Below are 19786 nucleotides of genomic sequence, written 5' to 3' on the forward strand. Positions count from 1 at the left end.
CCGCTGACATCGTTCCTCGAACGTCGAGAAGAGTTGACGTGACCACCATTCGCATTGCCATCGTCGGCCTCGGCAAGATCGCCAGGGATCAGCATATCCCGGCGATATCAGGCACCGACGGCATCGAACTTGCGGCGATCGCGAGCCGCAACGCTTCGATCGACGGGATCGTGCATTTTGCGACGCTTGACGAACTGCTGGGCGCCAAACTCGATATTGATGCCGTTGCGCTCTGCACGCCGCCCCAGGTGCGCCATACGCAGGCGGCGGCCGCGCTGAAGGCCGGCAAGCACGTGCTGCTCGAGAAGCCGCCGGGCGCCACCGTCAGTGAACTCGATCCGCTGGTCGCGGCGGCCAGGCAAACCGGGCGAACGTTGTTTGCAACCTGGCATTCGCGTTTTGCGCCGGCCGTCGAACCCGCAAGAAGTTTTCTCGCCGCTCGACAGATCAAGTCGGTGGTCGTCGAATGGAAGGAGGATGTCAGGGTCTGGCATCCCGGCCAGGCCTGGATCTGGGAGCCGGGCGGGCTTGGCGTGTTCGATCCCGGCATCAACGCGCTCTCGATCCTGACCCGCATCCTGCCGCGGCCGTTCTTTCTGACGGAGGCCGAACTGTCCTTCCCGCGCAATCGCGCGGCGCCGATCGCGGCCGATCTCGTCTTTTCGGACGAGACGGGCATTCCGATCCGGGCGGAATTCGACTGGCGCCAGACCGGCCCGCAGACCTGGGATATCCGGGTCGAGACCGATGCCGGGTGGCTGACGCTCTCTTCCGGCGGCAGCCATCTCTCGCATGATGGCCATGTCCTGGTTGACGAAAAGCAGGCGGAGTATCGCGGCATCTATCGGCGTTTCGTCGAGTTGATCGCAAACCGTGCGTCCGATGTCGATCAGTCGCCGCTGGTCCATGTCGCCGATGCATTCATGCTCGGCCGGCGCCGCGACGTCGAACCATTCATCGAGGTATGACGTGACGCAGCCAGGCCAACCACAGAGGGCGAAGATTGCTCGCGAGATATTCGGGCATCTTCCGGACGGCACCGCGATCGAAATGGTGCGGTTGCGCGGTGAGGGCGGCTTCGAGGCGCGCCTCATCACCTATGGCGCGGCGCTGCAGTCGATCTTCGTGCCTGACCGGGCCGGACGCCTTGCCGACGTGGTCCTCGGCCGCGATGACCTTGCAGGCTATCTCGCGGTTCGGCGTTTCCTCGGCGCCACGGTCGGGCGCTATGCCAACCGGATCGCGGGCGGCACGTTCGAACTGGATGCCGAGCGCTTTCAGCTGCCCACCAATGACGGAGCCAATGCGCTTCATGGCGGGCTGCAAGGCTTCGATCGCAAACCCTGGATTATCACGGCCATGGGTGAAGACCCGGCGCCTTACGTTACGCTGTCCTATGTCAGTCCTGATGGCGAGGAAGGCTATCCCGGCACGCTGAAGACCGAGATTACATATCGCATTTCCGGCGGCAGCGAGCTTTCGCTCGAATTCTCAGGAGTGACCGACAAACCGACCATCGTCAATCTGACCAACCACAGCTTTTTCAACCTCGCGGGCGTCGAGTCCGGTGGCGGCGTGCTCGATCATCATCTGACCATCGCGGCGGACTCCTATCTGCCGATCAGTGCCGCCGGCATTCCGTTGGGTGCGCCTGATAAGGTCGATGCAACGCCGTTTGATTTTCGCAAATCCTGTCCTGTCGGCGCGCGCCTGCGCGATGCGACCGAACAGGTTCAGATCCGGCAAGGCTACGACCACAATTTCTGTCTGCCCGGCGGCGCGACCACCGAGCCGCGCTTTGCCGCCCGCGTGGAAGACCCAAAATCGGGCCGGGTTCTCGAACTCTGGACCAACCAGCCCGGCGTCCAGTTCTATTCCGGCAATTTTCTCGACGGGTCCGTGACCGGCAAGTATGGCCGCGTTCACCGACAGTATGACGCGCTCTGTCTGGAACCACAGGTCTATCCAGACACGCCAAACCGTCCCGATTTTCCATCGGCGCGGCTCGATCCCGGGCAGACCTATCGTCACACATCGCTGTATCGATTTTCGGTGAGCAAGGTTGCAGGGGAATAAGGGAGCTCGCGTGGAGGAAGTCGGCACCAGCATCCTGAGCGATTGGCATTGCCATCTCGGCGAGGGCTGCACCTATGATGCGGCGACCGACACCGCATGGTGGTTCGATATCATCGAGCGCAAATTGTTTCAGGCCGACCTTGCATCCGGCGCGGTCACTTCGCACGCGCTTCCGCTGATGGCCAGCGTCCTGGCATTCATCGATGACCAGCGCCAATTGCTTGCGACCGAAAATGGCCTCTATGTCCGCGACATCGCGGATGGCCGTCTCACGCTTCATATACCGCTCGAAGCGGACAATGCGGCAACCCGCTCCAACGATGGACGCGTACATCCCTGCGGCGCTCTCTGGATCGGGACCATGGGCCGCAACGCAGAAAAGGGAGCCGGCGCGATCTATCGCTTTTTCCGCGGCGAACTGCTTCGGCTCTATGCCGACATTACCATCCCGAACGCGATCTGCTTTTCGCCCGACGGCGCCACGGCCTATTTCACCGACAGCAGCAAGGGTGTCCTTTGCCGCGTCGCCATCGATCCGGCGAATGCGCTGCCGATCGGAAACCCCGGGACACTCTATGATGCCAGCGGCGGGGCAGGCGGCCTGGATGGCGCCGTGGTCGACGCCGAGGGGTTGATCTGGAATGCGCGCTGGGGCGGATCCTGCATCGATGTCTACACTCCGGAGGGCGATCGGGTTCGCACCATCAGGATTCCAGCGAAGCAGCCGAGTTGCCCGGTCTTTGTCGGACGCAATTTCGCTTCGCTGCTGGTCACCACGGCCTGGGAAGGTATGGACGAGCATGCCAGGGCTGCCGACCCGCACCACGGCCAAACCTTCGTTCTCGACGTCGGCGCACAGGGGCGGCCGGAACCTCGCATCAGGCTCGGTTCGACATGATGGGTCGCTTCACGATACGGCGCATGAGCGCTGCATGTACTTGCGGAACCACAAGGTGTGACCGATCATCCGTTCACGTCTCCGCCGACCCGACGTTCCCCAATGATGCGCCGATACGTTACCGGCGCCAAAAGCAAACCGCTGATAACGCGGCGATTAACGCTCAACACCTGGGAGTGAAACATGAAACTACTCAAATCTGCCCTATCGGCCATCTTGCTCGGCGCGGTCGCCCTTGCGGAACCCGCGCTCGCGCAAACCAAGCCCACTGTCGGCATCGCCATGCCTACCAAGGCTTCGGCGCGCTGGATCGATGACGGCAACAATATCGTCAAGGTGCTGAAGGAGCGCGGTTACAATACCGATCTGCAATACGCCGAAGACGATATTCCGAACCAGCTCTCTCAGATCGAGAACATGGTGACCAAGGGCGCCAAGGTACTGGTGATTGCTTCGATCGACGGCACCACCCTGTCCGATGTGCTCAAGCAAGCCAAGGACAAGGGCATCACCGTGATCGCCTACGACCGGCTGATCCGCGATACGCCCAACGTCGATTACTATGCGACGTTCGACAATTTCCAGGTCGGCGTGCAGCAGGCGCAGTCGATCGAGCAGGGGCTGAAGCTGAAGGAAGGCAAGGGCCCGTTCAACATTGAGCTGTTCGGAGGCTCACCCGACGACAACAACGCCTATTTCTTCTACAACGGCGCTATGTCGGTGCTGCAGCCCTATATCGACAGCGGCAAGCTCGTGGTCGTGAGCAAGCAGATGGGAATGGACAAGGTCTCGACGCTGCGCTGGGACGGCGCCACGGCGCAGGCCCGGATGGATAACCTGCTCAGCGCGTTCTACACCACCAAGCGGGTCGACGCGGTGCTTTCGCCCTATGACGGCCTTTCGATCGGCATCCTGTCGTCGCTCAAGGGCGTCGGCTACGGTAGCGGCAATATGCCGATGCCGATCGTGAGCGGTCAGGACGCCGAAGTGCCTTCCATCAAATCGATGCTGCGCGGCGAGCAATACTCCACGATCTTCAAGGATACGCGCGACCTTGCAAAAGTCACCGCCGACATGGTGGACGCGGCCTTGACCGGTAAGACCGTAACTGTCAACGACACCACCACTTACAAGAACGGCGTCAAGGTCGTGCCGTCCTATTTGCTCAAGCCGGTAGTCGTCGACAAGACCAATTGGGAGAAAATCCTGATCGACGGCGGTTATTACAAGAAGGCGCAAATCAACTAAGACGAGTTGTGACAAAGCGGATGGCCGTGGCAAAAGCGCGAAGCGCGTCTTCGTGGCATGTGCCCCGGCCATCCCTGTCTTCCTGCCGGTTCCAGGGAATTTGAATGGCCACATTGCTTGAAATGCGCGGTATCGGCAAAGCCTTCGCCGGCGTCAAAGCGCTCGACGACGTCAATTTTACCGTGAGGCAGGGCGAGATCCACGCGCTGGTGGGCGAGAACGGGGCAGGCAAATCGACCTTGATGAAGGTACTGAGCGGCGTCTACCCCGATGGCAGCTATGACGGCAGCATCATCTATGACGGCGAGGAGCGCCACTTCCGCGACATCAACGATTCCGAGGCGCTCGGCATCATCATCATTCATCAGGAGCTTGCGCTGATCCCGCTGCTCTCGATCGCGGAGAATATCTTCATTGCCAGTCCGCCGTCGCGGTTCGGCGTGATCGATCGCGACGCGGTCTACCGGCGGTCGCAGCAGCTGCTGGCGAAAGTGGGGCTTAATGAGGCGCCGGACACGCTGGTCACCGATATCGGCGTCGGCAAGCAGCAGCTGGTGGAGATCGCCAAGGCGCTGTCCAAGGAAGTGCGCCTTCTGATTCTCGACGAACCGACCGCGAGCCTCAACGAAAGCGACAGCGCGGCGCTGCTGGACCTTCTGCTCGAGTTCCGCTCCCACGGCATGTCCGCGGTCCTGATCTCGCACAAGCTCAACGAGGTGGCCCGCGTCGCGGACCGCATTACGGTGCTGCGTGATGGCCGTACTGTCGATACGCTGGATTGTGAGCTAGGTGCGGTCGAGGAAGACCGTATCATCCGCAAGATGGTGGACCGGGATCTGGAGCATCGTTTCCCCAAGCGGGAGCCTGCGATAGGTGAGGTGGTGTTCAAGGTCGAGAACTGGTCGGTGTATCATCCCCAGCATGCCGATCGGCAAGTCATCAAGAATGTGGACTTCCAGGTTCGGCGTGGCGAGATCGTCGGCATCGCCGGCTTGATGGGCGCAGGGCGCACCGAATTCGCCATGAGCCTGTTCGGCCGCTCCTGGGGCCGCAACATCACGGGCCGCGCTCTGCTGCATGGTCGCGAGATCGACCTCTCGACCGTGAGCCGCGCCATCGACGCCGGTCTGGCGTACGTCACCGAGGACCGCAAGCAGCTCGGCCTGCTGCTCGCTGAAGACGTGCGCAAGAACATCACGCTTGCCAATCTCGATAGTGTCGCAGCCGGCCGCATCATCGACGACATCAAGGAGTTGCAGGTGGCGAGCGATTATCGCAACCGGATGCGCATCCGCTGTTCCGATGTCTATCAGACGTCCGGCAACCTGTCCGGCGGCAACCAGCAAAAGGTGGTGCTGTCGAAATGGCTGTTCACCGATCCGGAGATCCTGATCCTGGACGAGCCGACCCGCGGCATCGACATCGGCGCCAAATATGAGATCTATTGCATCATCAATGAGCTGGCCGATGCCGGCAAGGCGGTCATCGTGATCTCGTCGGAAATGCCCGAATTGCTCGGGATCTGTGACCGCATCTGCGTCATGAACGGTGGGGCCTTTGTCGGCGAGTTCGATCATGCCGAGGCGACGCAGGAAAAAATCATGCGGGTCATCGTGCGCAAGGGCGAACAACTGGTCGACCGAGACCTGGAACGAAAGCTGGAAGAGAAGTTGTTGGGAGAGGCGCATCCATGAGCGATAACACCGTGATGCTTCCCGAGGCGCGCAAGCATGCGGGCTTTCTCAAGGCCAATCTGCGCGAATACGGCATGTTGCTGTCGCTGTTCGCGATCATGCTGTTCTTCGAGGTCGTCACCGACGGCACGCTGCTGCGCCCGCTCAACCTCACCAATCTGGTGCTGCAGAACAGCTATATCGTGATCATGGCGCTCGGCATGCTGCTGGTCATCGTCACCGGGCACATCGATCTGTCGGTCGGATCGGTCGCGGGCTTCATCGGCGCGATCGCCGCGGTGCTGATGGTACGTTACGGCATGCATTTCATTCCGGCCGCGATCATCTGCCTCGCGCTCGGTGGGCTGATCGGCGCAGCGCAGGGCTATTGGGTCGCTTATTTCAAGATTCCGTCCTTTATCGTCACGCTGGCCGGCATGTTGGTGTTCAAGGGGTTGGCGCTGGCGGTGTTGCAAGGTCAATCGGTCGGCCCGTTTTCACCGACGTTCCAGAAACTTTCCTCCGGTTTCATTCCTGAACTGTTTCCCGGCGCCGGCTCGCTTAACCCGACGTCGCTATTGATCGGCGCCGTGCTGGCGCTTTGCCTGGTGTATGTCAGCGTCACGACGCGCGCCCGCCGCGCCAGCCATGGTGTCGAGGTTGAGCCCACCGCTTTCTTTGCGCTCAAGAACGTAGTCCTGTTCGGCGTGGTGATGTATTTTACCTATCTGATCGCTTCGCATCGGGGTCTCCCCAACGTACTGGTGATCATGATCGCGCTGATCGCACTCTATGGTTTCGTCACCGCGCGAACCACCATTGGCCGGCAGATCTATGCGGTGGGGGGCAACGAGAAGGCCGCAAAACTGTCAGGCATCAAGACTGAACGGCTGACCTTCCTCACCTTCGTCAACATGGGTGTGCTGGCCGCGCTCGCCGGCCTGGTGTTCGCAGCAAGGCTCAACACCGCCACACCAAAGGCCGGGGTCGGCTTCGAGCTCGACGTGATCGCCGCCTGCTTCATCGGCGGGGCCTCGGCCTATGGCGGTGTCGGGCGGGTCGCCGGCGCCGTGATCGGCGCGCTGATCATGGGAGTGATGAACAATGGCATGTCGATTCTCGGCATCGGGATCGACTACCAGCAGGTGATCAAGGGCCTCGTGTTGCTCGGCGCGGTATGTCTTGACGTCTATAACCAGCGACGCTGAGGTGCGAACCGGTCCAAATTCCTCTCTGAGCCGGCGATCCGCATGTGCGCGGTGCTGTAGTTGCCGCGCCGATACGTCTGTGATCGCTTGTTCTCAAAACGCGACGTGCCGGGACTACCGCCCCACCAAGGTTGTGGCTTTCACAACTGGTGCCCCGAGACCTCGGTAAATGCACGGCAGGTAGTCGTTGCGACATGAGCAGCGTGCCCCACACGGCATGGACATTGCTTGATCAAGCACTTGCTTGCGGGGGTGCGTTTCTCGGCTTCCGAAGCCTCGCAGACTCTCCTCACGAACCCAAAAAAGGCATCCATGTTCAAATTGAAGGCTTTCATCGCTGCCGCGTTTTCGCTCGCGCTCGGCGCGGCTCCGGGGATTACGCCGTCCTATGCCGGCGGCAATCTTGTTGCGGTGCTGGAAGCGGAAATCGCCACGCTCGATCCGCATTTTACGCCGGCCTATATCTCGCGGACCTTCGGGTTCATGGTGTTCGACACCCTGTTCGCAAAGGACACCAAGGGTGAGATCAAGCCGCAGATGGTGCAGGACTGGAAGGTTTCGCCGGATGGCTTGGTCTACACGTTCAGCTTGCGTGACGGCCTGAAATGGCATGACGGTCAGCCGGTCACGGCAGCGGATTGCGTCGCATCGCTGCGACGTTGGGGTCAGCGCAATGCGCTTGGCCGACGAATTTTCTCCGTCACCGCTTCGCTTGAGCCTGTTGATGCCAAGACGTTCGTGCTGACTCTGAAAGAGCCCTCGGGCCTCGTGATCGACGCGCTCGGCAATCCCGTCAGTCCCGTGGCCTTCATGATGCCTGAGCGGGTGGCCAAGACGCCCGCCGATCAACGCATCACCGAAATCGTCGGTTCCGGGCCGTTCGTCTACAGCAAGGCCGACCATCGCAGCGGCGACCGCATGATCTTGAAGAAATTCGCCGATTATGTGCCGCGTTCCGAGCCCGCCGACTTCCTGGCCGGCGGCAAACGCGTCAACATCGACACGCTTGAAATTCGCGTCATTCCGGATGGCTCTACCGCGGCGTCGGCGCTGCAGACCGGCGAAGTCGATTACATGCAATACGCGCCGTTCGATCTGCTGCCGGTTCTGGAGAAGAACGCCCGCGTCAAAGTCGTCAACTTCACCGGCGGCAACATGTTTGCCGGCGCCTATCGCCTCAATGCCACGCAGAAGCCGTTCGACGATCCGGCGATCCGGCGCGTGCTATGGAAGCTGGTCGATCAGCGCGAGGTGATGGACGGCCTCGGCCTCGATGCCAAGTACGCGACACCTTGCGCAACGTTCTTCACCTGCGGCACCACCTACGACAGCAAGGCCGGATCCGAAGCCGCCGCGAATCCTTCCGTCGAGGCGGCGCGCGCGGCGCTCAAGGCGACGAAATATGCCGGCGAGCCTGTTATCGTGATGCAGGCCAACGACCTCGAGGCGCCGCGGATTTCGGCGCAGGTCCTTGCAGAGAAGCTGAAGCAGGCCGGCTTCAATGTCGATCTGCAGGTGATGGATTGGGCCTCGGTGCTTGCCCGTCGCACCAAGAAGGAGGGCTGGAGCGTTTATGGCGTTCACGCCGGCGGCTTCGATCTGGCGTCGCCGCTTACCAACGTCATGGTGGCGTTCAACTGCGTCGACTTCACGGGCTGGCAGTGCGACCCGCGCATCACGCCGTTGCTGGATGCGTTTGCCAAGGCACCCGCCGAGGAGGATCGCAAGAAGATTGCTGCCGAAATCCAGGCCGTGATGTACGATCAGGCGCCGGGCATTCCGTGGGGACAGTTCGCTCAGCCGGCAGCCTATCGCGCCAATCTGCGCGGTTTGATACCCTCCGCGATTCCGATTTTCTGGAGCATCGAGAAGTAACGCCATGTATGACGTCATTGTAGTCGGCGGCGGTTCTGCCGGCGCCGCCGTTGCGGCCCGGCTCTCCGAGGATGGCACCAGGCGCGTGCTGCTGCTGGAGGCGGGCCTCGACTGGCGCGCCGATGAGGCGCCCTGGGAAGTCCGGACGCCGAATCCTATTCCAATCATTCACCAGCGCGAGTATCAGGAGAAATGGCAGTGGCCTAACTTGCTGACGCGCCGGGTGGCGGGGCAGGAGGCGCGCTTCTATTGGCGCGGCAAGGGTCTCGGCGGCAGTTCGATGATGAACGGTCAGATCGCCATCCGCGGTGTGGCTGACGCATTCGACGAATGGGCGGCTGGTGGCTGCACCGGGTGGTCGGCAAAAGAGGTCATGCCGCTGTTCTCGGTCATCGAGGATGATTTCGCGTTCGGCGACCGCGCGGGCCATGGTCGCGGCGGGGCGTTGCCCGTCTACCGCGCGCCGCCGGAGAAGTGGGGGCCCATCGATCGCGGGCTCCGCGACGCCGCGTTGGCATCGGGATATCCATGGTGTGCCGATCTCAACGGACCGGATGGCGAAGGCGTCGCCTGCTATCCGATCAACAGCCGCGACAGCCGCCGCATCACCACCAATGAAGCCTATCTGGAGCCGGCGCGCGGACGCGCCAATCTGGAAATCCGCGGGCATGCGCTGGTCGATCGCCTGTTGATCACGGACGGCCAGGCCACGGGTGTTCTGGTTCACATCGAAGGGCAGGGCAGCTCCGAGATCAAGGCGCGCGAGATCGTGCTGTGCGCCGGCGCGATCCACAGTCCGGCGATCTTGCTGCGTTCGGGCATCGGTCCCGCCGATGAGCTGAAGGCGATGGGCATCGCGGTCGAGCGCGACCTGCCGGTCGGCAGGCACTTCTTCGACCATCCGCTGTTTCGCGCTACCATCAAGCTGCGTGACGAATTCCAGCCGACAGATCCGGATACGCGTCATACCAATTGCTGCGTGACGTATTCGTCCGGGCTTGCGGATGGCGGCAAGGCGGGACATGATCCTGATTGCTTTCAACCATCGCGGCATCGGCAACCCCGGCGCCATCGGTGCGGGGCTGTTCAACGCCTATTCGCGCGGCAATCTGAAGCTGGCTTCGACCGACCCGTCGATCGATCCGATCGTCGAAGAAAACATGCTCGCCGATGACCGCGACCTGCTGCGCATGGTCGATGCGGTGAAGCGGCTGGCCGTGCTCACCACCCAACCGGCGCTGGCAGACATCGCCGAGTGGATCCGCCTGATCGATACCGACCTGACGCTGCCGCAGGCCGCTGCGCTGCCGAACGGGGAACTCGAAGCGCTGCTCCGCCGCGACACCGGCGACATCCAGCATGCCGCCGGTTCGTGCCGCATGGCTGATTTCAACGACGCCAATGGCGTCGTGAATCCGGATGGCACCGTGAAGGGCATCGCCGCGCTGCGTGTGGCGGACGCCTCGATCATGCCGTCCGATTGCCGCGCCAACACCCATTTCACCACGGTGGTGATTGGCGAGGCGATTGCCCGCATGATGATGCGGAAGACGGGCGTGTCGAACGCCGCCGCCATGGTGCTTTAAGAATTGGCGCTTTGGGAATTGGCATTGTAAGAACCGAGAGCCGCTCCGTCCCCCAAAAGGAGGCAGGCCCGGCTCGATGGATTGCCACGAAGGAAATGCCATGCCCGCCAGTATCGAAGCGCAGATCACCGAATGGATCGCGTCGCAGAAGCAATCGATGATCGATCTGCTGCGCGACGCCGTGAACATCGATTCCGGTTCCTACGACAAGGCGGGCGTCGATGCGGTGGGTGCGCGGTTCGAGCAGCATTTTGCCGCGCACGGCATCGAGTCGTGGCGCGAACCTCATGACGTGTTCGGCGATGCCGTCCATGCGCTGGTGACGAAGCCGGGCAGCAACGAGAAGCCTGTCTTGCTGATGGGGCATCGCGACACGGTGTTTCCCAAGGGCGAGGTGGCGCGCCGGCCGTTCACCATCGACGGCGGCCGGGCGTATGGGCCGGGTGTCGCCGACATGAAGGCCGGGCTGGTGATCAACGCCTTCGTCGCCGCGGCATTCCACAAATTCGGCGGCGCGCCGTGCCCGATCAAGCTGCTGCTCACCGCCGACGAGGAGATCGCTTCCCCGTCGTCGCGGCCGGTGATCGAGCGTGAAGGCCGTGCGGCGCGTGCGGTGTACAATTCCGAGCCCGGCCGACCGACCGGCAACGTCGTCACCAGCCGCAAGGGCGGCGTGTTCATGCGCTTCGAGATAGCAGGCAAGGCAGCGCATTCCGGCGGCAATTTTGCGGAAGGAATCAGCGCGATTGGCGAACTCGCGCACAAGATCGTGCAGATCCATGCTTTGACCGACCTTGCGAAAGGCATCACCCTCAATGTCGGGTTGGTCGCCGGCGGCCAGTCGGTCAACACCACTGCGCCGCATGCCGAGGGCCAGATCGACATGCGCTACATCGATCCCGCCGATCGCGCCACCACGCTGGCGGCGATCGAGGCCATTATCGCCACGCCGACGGTGCCGGGTACGACGGCGAAGCTGCAGATCAACGGCGAATTCCTGCCGGTGGTGCAGAGTGAGACGTCGAAAATCCTGTTTGATGGCTACCGCGCGGCGGCAAAGGATGCAGGCCTGCCCAACCTCGACGGCGAATTCGCCGGCGGTTGCGCCGATTCCGGCTTCACCGCGAGTGTCGGCACCCCGACGATTTGCGGAGTAGGCCCGGTTGGCGGCAAAGCCCATACCGCGCAGGAGTATCTCGAGCTCGACAGCATCGTCCCGCGCGCCCAGGCGCTCGCGCTGGCGATCCTCAGGACCGGCGTCGATTAATCTGCCTGATCCGCGACCGCAATGGCACCGTGAGCGGCATTGCGGAGCTGAGCTTCATCGACGGGTATGCTTACGACTGGCGTGGAGCGCCGCGTCCTGTTCTCGAAAGATGCGCGCGCCAGCGATTACCGATTGAGCAGTAAGCCAAAAAAGATAGCAGGCGGTGCGATCTGAGTTGGCTGTCGGCAGGAAACGATCGGCTCAAGGTTTGTCAGCACGCGCGTCGTGGGCTTCCTGTGAACGAAAGCTATTTCTTTCTGGCGGCACCTGTCAAAGCCGCTTGCTGTGGCGCGCGGCTAAGTTCGTTGCCGGCGGCGATGGCCTTGCGCAACAGCCGCATGAGTGTCGCGGCCTCGGCATTGGACAGGCCGGCCAATATGATCCGCTGCGCCGCCTCGACGGCCGGCTCGATCCCGTCGAGGGTCCGATGTCCTTCATCGGTGATCTGCAACGCGTGGGCGCGCCTGTCGGTGCGGCTGGCCTGCCGAACCAGCAAGCCTTTCTGCACCAGCCGATCCACAACGCCGGTGATGGTCGTCCGGTCATAGGCGATCAACCCGGCAAGCGTCGCCTGATCGATTCCCGGTTGTGTCCCGATGGTGGTGAGCGCTGCGTATTGAACGGGGGTGAGGTCATAGCCGGCTTCCTCGACCGCGGCATGGAAGACCGCCACCGCAATCTGTTGGAACCGGCGCGCCAGGTGCCCCGGCTTGTCGTCGTTCTCGGTCACCCAAACCCTCCAGGTCGCTCGCTTGACAAGTATACTGATAATAAGCATACTGATTAAATTCGGCAACGGCTTTTTGGAGCCCCGGCAAGCTAACGGCCCGGAAGTCGCGTCAGGCGCGGGGAGGGTTTTGTGCAATTCCATCTGAACGGATTCGAACCCGGCGACCCCGAGATTCAAGACCCGGCACAACGGGTCCTTGCGTCAGGATCTGCCGGCGCCATTCCCGCGGAGGTCGATATCCTCATCGTCGGCTGCGGTCCGGCCGGGCTGACGCTGGCGGCTCAACTGTCCGCCTTTCCCGATATCAAGACTTGCATCGTCGAACAGAAGCCGGGCCCTTTGCTCCGGGGCCAGGCGGATGGCGTTGCCTGCCGCACGATGGAGATGTTCGAAGCCTATGGCTTCAGCGAGCGTGTGCTGAAGGAAGCCTGCTGGATCAACGAGACGACCTTCTGGAAGCCCGATCCCGTGCAGCCCGACAACATCGTCCGCAGCGGACGGGTGCAGGATACCGAAGACGGGCTGTCGGAGTTTCCGCACGTCGTCCTGAACCAGGCGCGGGTGCATGATTTCTATCTCGAAATCATGCGCAAATCGCCGTCGCGGCTCGAGCCGTATTATGCACGGCGCCTGCTCGATCTTCAGGTCAACCTTGCGGCCACTTCCGGCGACGATGCCGGTTCCCATCAGGTGAGCGCGAGATTCGAACGGCTCGATTCCGCGCACGGAGGACAGATCGAGACCATCAAGGCGCGCTATGTGGTGGGCTGCGACGGGGCGCGCAGCACGGTGCGCGCGAGCATCGGGCGCACGCTGCGCGGCGACTCCGCCAACCATGCCTGGGGCGTCATGGACGTGCTGGCCGTCACCGACTTTCCGGATGTCCGCTTCAAGTCATTGATACAGTCCGCCAACCACGGCAGCATCATCATCATCCCGCGGGAAGGCGGCTATCTTTTCCGGCTGTATATCGAACTCGACAAGCTCGATGCCGGGGAGCGGGTTTCCGATCGCAACATCACGTCCGACGACCTGATCGCGGCGGCGCGGCGCATTTTCAATCCATATTCGCTCGACGTGAAGGAGGTTCCGTGGTGGTCGGTCTATGAGATAGGCCAGCGCCTGTGCGACAAGTTCGATGACGTGCCGGAAGCAGACGTCGCAAAACGTCTGCCGCGTGTGTTCATCGCCGGCGACGCCTGCCACACCCACAGCCCGAAAGCGGGCCAGGGCATGAACGTGTCGATGCAGGACGGCTTCAATCTCGGATGGAAGCTGGCGGCTGTCTTGCGGCAGCGATGCGCGCCCAGCCTCCTGCACAGCTACTCGGCGGAACGCCAGGCGATTGCCAGGGAACTGATCGACTTCGACCGCGAATGGGCCGCCTTGCTCGCGTCGAGCAAGGGGTTCGATCCGGCCGAGACGCAGAGCTATTTCGTGAGGCACGGGCGTTACACCGCGGGAACCGCGGCCCGTTACCGGCCCTCGATCCTGACCGGCGAGCCAACCCATCAGCATCTGGCCGAGGGGCTGACGATCGGCATGCGCTTTCATTCCGCGCCGGTCATCCGCCTGGCCGACGCCAAGCCGGTTCACCTCGGCCACGCGGTCAAGGCCGACGGCCGCTGGCACATTTTTGCCTTTGCCGGCGCGGAGGATCCCGCGGCGTCCAATTCCGGCATCCGGGCCCTGTGCGACTTCCTCGCCGAGGCGCAGGACTCTCCGGTGCGGAAATACACCCCCGATGGTGAGGACATCGACTCGGTGATCGATGCTCGCGCGGTTTTCCAGCAACATCATCACGCACTCGCCATCGAGGCGATGCCGTCCTTCCTGCTGCCGGAGAAGGGACGTTATGGACTTCGCGACTACGAGAAAATGTTCTGCGCCGACCTGACAGGCGGCAAAGACATCTTCACGATGCGTGGCATCGATCGCGAACGGGGATGCATGGTGGTTGTGCGGCCAGATCAGTACGTGGCGCACGTTCTGCCGCTCGATGGCTATGGGCCGTTGACGACATTCTTCGATGGCTTCATGACCCAACCGGCCTGAACGCAGCCGGCACCGATGCGTGACGGCGCGCTCTACCATGCGCTGGCTCGCGCCGCGGGGCTGCGGGCAGAAACGCAGAACTGACGTGCAGGACGAGGAGTGTCTCCGGAATTGACTTCGTGTGAACCAAAACTTTAACTGCGGGCTCGATTGAGCCGGATAAGACTCCGAGCTTCACTGGCTGCTTCATTTTCATGCAAGCGCCGCCTTAAATGGAAGCGCCCAGAAAGGTATCAATGCGCGTCATCAATGTTGCCGCCGCCCAGTTGGGTCCGATTCAGAAAGCCGACAGCCGCGAAACCGTCGTCAAGCGCATGATCGCGCTGATGGATGAAGCCAAGGCGAAGGGCGCCGATCTGATCGTCTATCCGGAGCTTGCCCTCACCACGTTCTTTCCGCGCTGGTACATGGAGGGCCAGGCTGAGGTCGATACCTGGTTCGAACGCGAGATGCCGAACGCGGCGACAAGGCCCTTGTTTAAAGGGGCGGCCCACCACAAGATCGCAATGAATTTTGGCTACGCCGAACTGACGCCGGATGGGCATCATTTCAACACCAGCATCCTCACCGACAAGTCCGGAAAAATTGTCGGCAAGTACCGCAAGGTTCATCTGCCCGGTCATTCGGAGTTCGATACGAAACGCGCGTTCCAGCATCTGGAGAAGCGCTACTTCGAGCCCGGCGATCTCGGTTTCAACGTCTGGCGTGCACTCGGCGGAATCTTCGGCATGGCCGTCTGCAACGACCGGCGCTGGCCGGAAACCTACCGCGTGATGGGTCTGCAGGGCGTCGAGATGGTGCTGATCGGCTACAACACGCCTTCGGTCAATGCCGAGAAGAGCGAGGAGGGGCCCGAGAAGCGGCTCTTCCACAACCGGCTGTCCGCACAGGCCGGCGCCTACCAGAACTCTACCTGGGTCGTGTGCGTTGCCAAGGCCGGCGTCGAGGATGGCCACCCCTTGATAGGCGGCAGCCTGATCGTCAATCCAGACGGAGAGATCGTCGTCGAGGCGAAAACCGAAGAGGATGAATTGCTGGTGTATCCTTGCGACCTCGATGCCACCGATTTCGGCAAGAAAACCATCTTCAACTTCGCCAACCATCGCCGCATCGAGCATTACGGCCTGATCACCAGCCGCACCGGCGCGGTGCCGCCTCCGGAAAACTAGATGTCGGGCATCTCCTTCCGCGAACTTGATCCGCACGACCGGTACAAGTTGCTGTGCGGCGTCGTGGTGCCACGGCCGATCGCGTTGGTCACCACGCTCGACGAGAACAACAAGGTCAACGCGGCTCCGTTCAGCTTCTTCAACGTGTTTTCCGAAGATCCTCCACTCGTGGTGCTCGGCTTGCAACACAAGGCCGATCACAGCCCCAAGGACACCACCCGCAACATCCACCGCAGCGGAGAGTTCGTCGTGCATATGGTCGACGAGGCGTTGGCGGCCACCATGAACGACTGCGCGATCGACTTTCCCTCCGGCAACAGCGAGGTGGAAGCGACGGGCCTGGCCACATTGCCGTCAGTCGATATCGCCGTGCCGCGGCTGGCGGCAGCTCCCTTCGCGCTGGAGTGCAGGCAACATGTCGCACTCGCTTTCGGACCCGGGCGCGAACTCCTGGTTGGTGAGGTGCTGCGCCTGCATGCGCGCGACGGCTTGGTCGACCGGGAGAGGATGTACGTCGATTTCGATGTCTATCGGCCGATCGGACGCCTGTTCGGCAATCTCTACGCTACCCAGCGCGATACCTTCGCGCTGACGCGCGAAAGCCACGCCCATTGGCTTGCACGCAGCGGTGCGCGTGAACCGTCCGGCGAAAGTCAGTGATGGGCGAACTGCACCGTACCCAATGCCATGGTCACGGCCGCCTGCGTCGGGTCGATCACGGGAATCCCGAGCGCCTGTTCCAGCGGCCTGCGGTGACGCGCCATGCCGGCACAGCCCATCACGATGGCGCCGGACCCGTCTTCGTCCTTGAGCGCGCGCCCGACCTCGATCATCTTGGCCAGCGTTCCTTCGCCCGACGCGGTCTCCGCCACGCTCATGTTGAGCGGGCGCTCCCGCGTCAGGCGATCCATCAATCCCATTTGCCTGAGGTAACGGACGTGGCGGCGAATCGAGCGCTGCGCGATCGCAATAACGCCGAAAGTTTCGGCGCGCGCGAGCGCCGTCAGCACGCCGCATTCGGCGATGCCGAACACCGGCCGATCGGTCGCTTCGCGGCAGACATGCAGGCCCGGATCGCTGTAGCATGCAATGACAAAGGCGGCCGAATGGTTGTCGCCTTCGACGAGACGGCGCAGCGGCATCGCCACGCCATCGACGTCGGCCTGGCTTTCGATCCCGTAAGGGCCTTCGGCCAGAGTTTCGCAGACGATCTCCGGTCCGCCCTCAAAGCCGAGCGGCTTGAGCGCGTCTTCCAGCCCTTGCGTCACGAGGCGATTTGAATTGGGATTGATGACGAGAATGCGTTGCCTGGACATCATGTTTTCCTGCTGGACGGCGCATCGGCCGATGCCGTGGGGCCGAGGCGCAACGAGACTTCGATGGAAGCAATGACCATGCCATCGAGCGATGCATGGTCCACTGTCTGCTCCCAAAGCGCAAGAGCGTGTCGCGACACGATCTGTGCTTTTATGCAGCGGACGCCCGACTTGCGATTCAGGACCAGATACTTGGAGAGTTTGCCATGACCGAACCCGCCTACGACCTTCTCATTCGCGGCGGACGCGTCGCGACCGTCAGCGACGTGTTCGAGGCCGACGTCGCCATTTCCGGCGAGACGATCGTCGCGGTCGGCCGCGGGTTGCCGGCCGGGCGACGCGAGATCGATGCGCGTGGCAAGCTGGTGCTGCCTGGCGGCGTCGATAGCCACTGCCATATCGAGCAGCTTTCGGCCGCGGGTATCATGAACGCCGATACGTTCGAGAGCGCGACGGTCTCGGCGGCGTTCGGCGGCACCACCAGCGTGATCTCGTTCGCGGCCCAGCACGTCGGCATGAAACTGCCAAAGGTACTGGAGGACTATCATGCGCTGGCTAAAAAGGGCGCGGTGATCGACTACGCCTTTCACATGATCATCGCCGATCCGACAAAGGAAACGCTGGAGACGGATCTGCCGGCATTGATCAAGCAGGGCCATGGCTCGATCAAGATCTTCATGACCTATGACCGCCTGAAGATCGATGACGAGCCGCTGCTCGACATTCTGCTGGCGGCGCGTGACGGCGGCGTGATGCTCTGCGCCCATGCCGAGAACCACGGGATCATTTCCTGGATGGTGAAGCGGCTGCTCGCGCGCGGCTATACCCATCCGAAATATCACGCTATCAGCCACGCCCGCATTTCGGAAGCGGAGGCGTTCACGCGATTGATTGGCATGGCTGCGCTGATCGACCAACCCATCATGATCTTCCACGTCTCGACCGCGGAAGGCGCCAAGGTCATCCGCGATGCGCGGGGGCAAGGGCTGAAGGTATTCGCGGAGACCTGCCCGCAATATCTGTTTCTCACGGCCGATGATCTCGACAAGCCCGGCGTGGAAGGTGCCAAATGGATGTGCAGCCCGCCGCCGCGCCGCGCCGCCGACCAGGAAGCGCTGTGGCAGGCACTTTCGCTCGGCGATCTCCAGACCGTGTCGTCCGACCACGCGCCGTACCGTTTCGACGAAACCGGTAAACTGCGGGCCGGCCCCAATCCCAATTTCAAGCAGGTGGCGAACGGTTTGCCGGGCCTTGAAGTCCGGTTGCCGCTGCTGTTCGACGCCATGGTTTCCAGGGGGCGCCTCGGAATCGAAAAGTTCGTCGAACTGACCGCGACGGCGCCCGCAAAGATCTACAATCTGCATCCGCGCAAAGGCTCGATCGCGGTTGGCGCCGATGCGGATATCGCGATCTGGGACCCGGCGCGGGAGGTGACGCTGAGCGATGAAATGATGCATGACCTCACGGGCTATACGCCCTTCGCCGGGCGCAAGCTGCGCGGCTGGCCGGTGACCGTGCTGTCGCGCGGGCGCGTCATCGTGTCGGACGGCAGACGTTCGGTCGAAGCAGGCTCGGGGCGTTTCCTCGCACGCACGGGAGGAGAGGCGGCAAAGCCGACCGGCCGGCTGGTATCGGATATGGACCCGGAACAGAATTTCGGGGCGAGGCTCTTGTGATCTGTCCGCCGCGACGAGTTCGGATTGAGAAATGAGAATCCTTGTTTTCGGCGGCACCGGTTTTGTTGGGGTCAATATCGCCGCGACGTTGCTGGCGCGCGGTCATACGGTGACGTTGTTCGACCGCGCGGGCATGCCGTCTGACGCAGCCAGGGACTTTGCCTCTCACGCGGATCGGCTGACTGTCATCCAGGGCGATATCACCGATCAGAATGCCGTCGAGCGGGCGATCGCAGCCAGCTATGAGGCGATCATTCTCGGAGCCGCAATCACGGCCGGTCCGGAGCGCGAGGCAAAGGATCCCGAGACCATTCTGCGGGTCAACCTGCTGGCTCAGACGCCGGTCCTGATCGCGGCGCAGCGTGCTGGCGTCAAGCGCATCATTAACCTGTCGTCCGCGGCTGCCTACGGTACGAGCGCATTTCGGCACATGCTGCTCGACGAAGACACGCCCTGCGATCCGGCCTCGCTCTATGCCATCACCAAATTCGCATCCGAGAGAGTTGCGGCGCGTCTGGCCGCGCTCTGGCAATGCCAAATCATCAGCGTACGGCTGAGCGCGGTGTTCGGGCCGTGGGAGCGGAGCAACGAGGTGCGCGACACGCCAAGCCCGCAGGCGCAGATTCTGGCCGCGATGCAGGAAAAACGCGAGGCCGTTCTGGCGCGTCCGGGCGTCAGGGACTGGATCTATGCGGTGGATGTCGCGGAAGCCGTGACATTGCTGATCGAGGCGGAGCGGCCGAAGCATCAGCTCTATAACATTTCCACCGGCGTGGAATGGCCGGCGCTGCAATGGGGGCAGGAGTTGGCCACCCTGCATCCCGGCTTGATTTGTCGACTGGCAGAGGTGGGAGAAACGCCGTCAGTCGATCTGCATAGTACAGCAGACCGCGCGCCGCTTTCTATCGCGCGCATGGCAGAAGAGTTCGGTTGGCGCGCGCGGTTCGGCTGCGCGGAGTCGGCTGCCGATCTGAGCCGTTGGTGGACCGAGCATCGAGGGGAAGCCTGA

15 protein-coding genes and 1 pseudogene are annotated in these 19786 nt (G+C 62.4%); 14 read left to right on the top strand and 2 right to left on the bottom strand.

Annotated elements, in window-relative coordinates; translation table 11 throughout:
- Window positions 1–38: 38 nt before the first annotated feature.
- From ABIE49_RS35505 to ABIE49_RS35545, 9 genes and pseudogenes are all read left to right on the top strand, one after another.
- A complete protein-coding gene (locus tag ABIE49_RS35505) occupies window positions 39–968 on the top strand; it encodes a Gfo/Idh/MocA family protein (RefSeq protein WP_192734475.1) in 930 nt (309 codons plus the stop codon).
- Window position 969: 1 nt separating this feature from the next.
- Window positions 970–2076: an aldose epimerase family protein gene (locus ABIE49_RS35510; RefSeq protein WP_354067134.1), complete on the top strand. Its 1107-nt coding sequence runs from the start codon at window positions 970–972 to the stop codon at window positions 2074–2076.
- Window positions 2077–2086: 10 nt separating this feature from the next.
- Entirely contained in the window at window positions 2087–2974 is an 888-nt protein-coding gene (locus tag ABIE49_RS35515) for an SMP-30/gluconolactonase/LRE family protein (RefSeq protein WP_192734477.1), read from the top strand.
- Window positions 2975–3157: 183 nt separating this feature from the next.
- Window positions 3158–4222, top strand: coding sequence for a multiple monosaccharide ABC transporter substrate-binding protein (gene chvE, locus ABIE49_RS35520; RefSeq protein ID WP_192734478.1), 1065 nt, complete (start codon window positions 3158–3160; stop codon window positions 4220–4222).
- Between the two features lie 104 nt (window positions 4223–4326).
- Window positions 4327–5916: a multiple monosaccharide ABC transporter ATP-binding protein gene (gene mmsA / locus ABIE49_RS35525; RefSeq protein WP_192734479.1), complete on the top strand. Its 1590-nt coding sequence runs from the start codon at window positions 4327–4329 to the stop codon at window positions 5914–5916.
- Window positions 5913–7103, top strand: a complete 1191-nt coding sequence (gene mmsB, locus ABIE49_RS35530; protein WP_192734480.1) for a multiple monosaccharide ABC transporter permease — start codon at window positions 5913–5915, stop codon at window positions 7101–7103. Before mmsA ends, mmsB begins: the two co-directional genes overlap by 4 nt.
- 312 nt (window positions 7104–7415) lie before the next feature.
- A complete protein-coding gene (locus tag ABIE49_RS35535) occupies window positions 7416–8978 on the top strand; it encodes an ABC transporter substrate-binding protein (RefSeq protein WP_192734481.1) in 1563 nt (520 codons plus the stop codon).
- A 4-nt stretch (window positions 8979–8982) separates the two neighbouring features.
- Window positions 8983–10564: pseudogene (locus ABIE49_RS35540) on the top strand (GMC family oxidoreductase).
- A 100-nt stretch (window positions 10565–10664) separates the two neighbouring features.
- Entirely contained in the window at window positions 10665–11831 is a 1167-nt protein-coding gene (locus ABIE49_RS35545) for a M20 family metallopeptidase (protein WP_354067135.1), read from the top strand.
- Window positions 11832–12078: 247 nt separating this feature from the next.
- Here the strand turns inward: ABIE49_RS35545 and ABIE49_RS35550 are convergent, their stop codons facing one another.
- Window positions 12079–12561 carry a MarR family winged helix-turn-helix transcriptional regulator gene (locus ABIE49_RS35550; protein WP_192734483.1) on the bottom strand — a complete coding sequence of 161 codons (483 nt, stop codon included), beginning with the start codon at window positions 12559–12561 and terminating at the stop codon, window positions 12079–12081.
- A 129-nt stretch (window positions 12562–12690) separates the two neighbouring features.
- On the opposite strand from ABIE49_RS35550, the gene ABIE49_RS35555 reads away from it, so the two are divergent.
- The 3 genes from ABIE49_RS35555 to ABIE49_RS35565 all read left to right on the top strand — a co-directional run bounded on the left by ABIE49_RS35555 (window position 12691) and on the right by ABIE49_RS35565 (window position 16445).
- On the top strand, window positions 12691–14616 hold the full coding sequence (locus ABIE49_RS35555) for an FAD-binding monooxygenase (RefSeq protein WP_192734484.1): 1926 nt from the start codon (window positions 12691–12693) through the stop codon (window positions 14614–14616).
- 236 nt (window positions 14617–14852) lie between these two features.
- A complete protein-coding gene (locus ABIE49_RS35560; RefSeq protein ID WP_192734485.1) occupies window positions 14853–15785 on the top strand; it encodes an N-carbamoyl-D-amino-acid hydrolase in 933 nt (310 codons plus the stop codon).
- Window positions 15786–16445, top strand: a complete 660-nt coding sequence (locus tag ABIE49_RS35565) for a flavin reductase family protein (RefSeq protein ID WP_192734486.1) — start codon at window positions 15786–15788, stop codon at window positions 16443–16445.
- On the opposite strand, the gene ABIE49_RS35570 is transcribed toward ABIE49_RS35565, so the two are convergent.
- Entirely contained in the window at window positions 16439–17101 is a 663-nt protein-coding gene (locus ABIE49_RS35570; RefSeq protein WP_192734487.1) for an aspartate/glutamate racemase family protein, read from the bottom strand. The two genes, ABIE49_RS35565 and ABIE49_RS35570, sit on opposite strands and share 7 nt — an antisense overlap.
- A gap of 206 nt (window positions 17102–17307) precedes the next feature.
- Between ABIE49_RS35570 and hydA the strand changes: the two genes are divergently transcribed.
- Both hydA and ABIE49_RS35580 read left to right on the top strand, forming a co-directional pair.
- Entirely contained in the window at window positions 17308–18777 is a 1470-nt protein-coding gene (gene hydA, locus ABIE49_RS35575) for a dihydropyrimidinase (protein ID WP_192734488.1), read from the top strand.
- A 31-nt stretch (window positions 18778–18808) separates the two neighbouring features.
- On the top strand, window positions 18809–19786 hold the full coding sequence (locus tag ABIE49_RS35580; RefSeq protein ID WP_192734489.1) for an NAD-dependent epimerase/dehydratase family protein: 978 nt from the start codon (window positions 18809–18811) through the stop codon (window positions 19784–19786).

This window comes from Bradyrhizobium sp. OAE829 (genome assembly GCF_040546575.1).
Classification (GTDB): domain Bacteria; phylum Pseudomonadota; class Alphaproteobacteria; order Rhizobiales; family Xanthobacteraceae; genus Bradyrhizobium.